The organism is Pseudoalteromonas sp. MER144-MNA-CIBAN-0113 (assembly GCF_040308965.1).
Lineage (GTDB): Bacteria > Pseudomonadota > Gammaproteobacteria > Enterobacterales > Alteromonadaceae > Pseudoalteromonas > Pseudoalteromonas tetraodonis.
Genome location: NZ_JBEOOG010000145.1, coordinates 1 through 2,667, shown reverse-complemented (window position 1 = coordinate 2,667; position 2,667 = coordinate 1). Strand labels below are relative to the sequence as shown.

The window sequence follows — 2,667 nt, the reverse complement described above, 5'->3', positions numbered from 1 at the left end:
GAAAGACATTTACTGCTAAAAACAGTTTTTTCACCACAGAGAATCCCGAGGCGCTTTGCGCTGCACAGAGATGGATTCATATCTTTTAAGTATTTCTCTGTTAACTCTGTGTTCTCGGTGGTAAATACTTATTTAGGCTTAACTCTGAAGCGATATAAAATCGCTGCTACTAAAGATACTTACTGCTAAAAACAAATTAACTCCCCCCGCAACCCGAACCTCGCAGCTCGTAGCCCGCAGCCCGCAGCCCGAACCTCGTAGCCCGTAGCCCGTAGCCCGTAGCCCGTACCCTAAGTTAAATTAATCGCCGAAAATGTTTAAACAAAAAAAGGCGCTTCCGATTAAGGTAAGCGCCTTTTTGTTATTTTAACTGCTTCTTATTTTACGATTTTCATTTCGTCTAATAAGTTTTGGGCGTTATCTACTTTATCCATTACCCACAGCATGTAGCGTGAATCTACATGGATTGAGCGATTTAGCTCTGGGTTGTAATCCCAATCACCAATAATGCTTTCGTACACACCGTCAAACAGTAAACCCACCAGCTCAGCTTTACCATTTAGTGTTGGTGAACCTGAGTTACCGCCAGTTGTGTCTACGTTTGATAAAAAGTTAACCGGTACGGTATTCATGCCACCTGTGTAATCACCATAAAGCTTCGCTTTAATTTGCTCTTGCAGCTTTTTAGGCGCATTAAATGGGTCAACATCGGTGTTTTTAGCAAGCAACCCTTCAAGTGAGGTAAACGGCGTGGCCACTAAACCATCTTGCGGAGAATACCCGCCTACCGTGCCGTAAGTTACACGTAATGTGCTATTTGCATCGGCGTAAACCGGTTTGTTTTGCGCTTTATTAAAGGCAATAATCGCACTCATTAACTCTGGGCGAGCGGCTTGTAACTTACCTGCAAGGGCTTTTGACTTATCTTCCTCAGCTTTCATTACCGTGAATATGGCTTTTGCATATTGCATGAATGGGTCTTGGCTTTGGTTTAATTGGCTAAGCGTTTGCTCAAATAATGAATTACGTACAATTTCGTTATCAAGCGTTGATTTAGCGTACATTTCATCAAGTAATGCACTTTGTTTTGCTTTATCAAACCCATTTTCTAAAGCAAAGGCTTTATCAATTTCACTGAAACGCTCTGCTTTAGGTAATGCTGCATATTGCTCTAAAAAGTGCAGTAATATGGCTTTATCTACGTTTGCGTCAAAGCGACGTGACATACGCTCTAAACCCGATTTAATACGCGGTAAATCACGTTCTTGATAACCCGATTCACGCTCGCTATTTAGCTTTTGTTTTTCATAAGCTAAACGGTATAAACGACGTGCCGTGCTGATCATTTGTGAACGGTGAACATAGCCTATCATACGGTCGCGCTCACTGTGCTCTTGCGATTGTGCAACAAGTGCTGATAACTCATTAAGTACGTTACCGTAGCGCTGTTTACGTTCGCTATCGCTGTTTATCCAGCTTGTAAGTTCTTGTTCAAACTGCTTTTTACGCTCAAACATGGTGCCTTTTTTAAAGCTTTCGATCATCGAGCCATAGTTTTTAATGTAGTTGTTATAACCAGCTATGGTGCTTTCGTAAGCAATACGCGCTTTACTGCCATCTTCTGAGTTTTCTTCAATTAATGACACGTATTTAGTATTGTGCATGCGCGCTTTAGGGTAGCTGTCGTTAAATACATAATCGACCTCTGCCGCAATACGGTAACGATTGGTTCGTCCTGGATAGCCAGTAACCATGACAAAATCACCCTCTTGCACGCCTTTAGCACTTACACTTAAGTAAGACTCAGGCACGTACGGTACGTTGTCTTCGCTGTATTCTGCTGGTTTGCCGTCTTTACCTACATAGGCGCGGTAAAAACCAAAATCGCCTGTGTGACGCGGCCACATCCAGTTATCGATATCGCCACCGTATTTACCTACGCCCATAGCAGGTGCATACGCTAAACGTACATCTTTAATTTCCAGCGATTTAATAAGGTAAAACTCTAAACCACCATGAAACGAATATACATTACAACGGTAGCTAGCATCAGCTTCACACTCTGCAACGAGGGCTTTTTGATTTTTTTCTAACGCATCGTAGCGTGCTTTTGCACTTAGCTCGTTAGTGCCGCTAATTACTTTATCAGTCACGTTGGTCACTGTTTCTGTAACGTACACACGTGAACCTGGCGCAGCAGGTAAATCTTCAGCCGGTGTTTTTGCTAAAAAGCCGTTTTCAAGTATGTTGTTTTCAGGCGTTGAATTATATTGCACTGAGCCATAAATACAGTGATGGTTAGTAACAACTAAGCCCTTTGGCGAAACAAACGAGGCTGTACATCCGCCTAAGCTAATAACCGCATTCATTGGAAATTCGGTTAATTTTGAAATTGAATCAACACTGATTTCAAGGCCTTTGGCTTTTAAAATTGATTCCAGCTCTGGTAGCTGATGAGGTTGCCACATACCTTCATCGGCATTGGCCGCAGAAGAAAGTGCCAGTGAACAGGTTGCTACCAAAGTGGCAACAAGAGGTTTTAAACGCATTATAGAATCCCTTTTATTATTGAACCTGCAGATTACTCATTAACCTGAGCTTCGGATAAGAAATTACTAATTTAAAGGAACTAAATGCTCGTTCCATGATCCGATCATTCGACCAAGA

At 42.1% G+C, this 2,667-nt stretch carries 1 protein-coding gene; it reads right to left on the bottom strand.

The window, feature by feature from the left end; genetic code table 11:
* Nucleotides 1-377 precede the first annotated feature (377 nt).
* Nucleotides 378-2,549 (bottom strand): S46 family peptidase, encoded by a 2,172-nt coding sequence (locus tag AAEY57_RS19000; protein WP_215522195.1) that lies wholly within the window; start codon nucleotides 2,547-2,549, stop codon nucleotides 378-380.
* Nucleotides 2,550-2,667 lie beyond the last annotated feature (118 nt).

Coding starts and splice junctions, on each gene's coding strand:
- AAEY57_RS19000 (WP_215522195.1), bottom strand. CDS start 2,549: ATGCGTTTAAAACCTCTTGTTGCCACTTTGGTAGCAACCTGTTCACTG.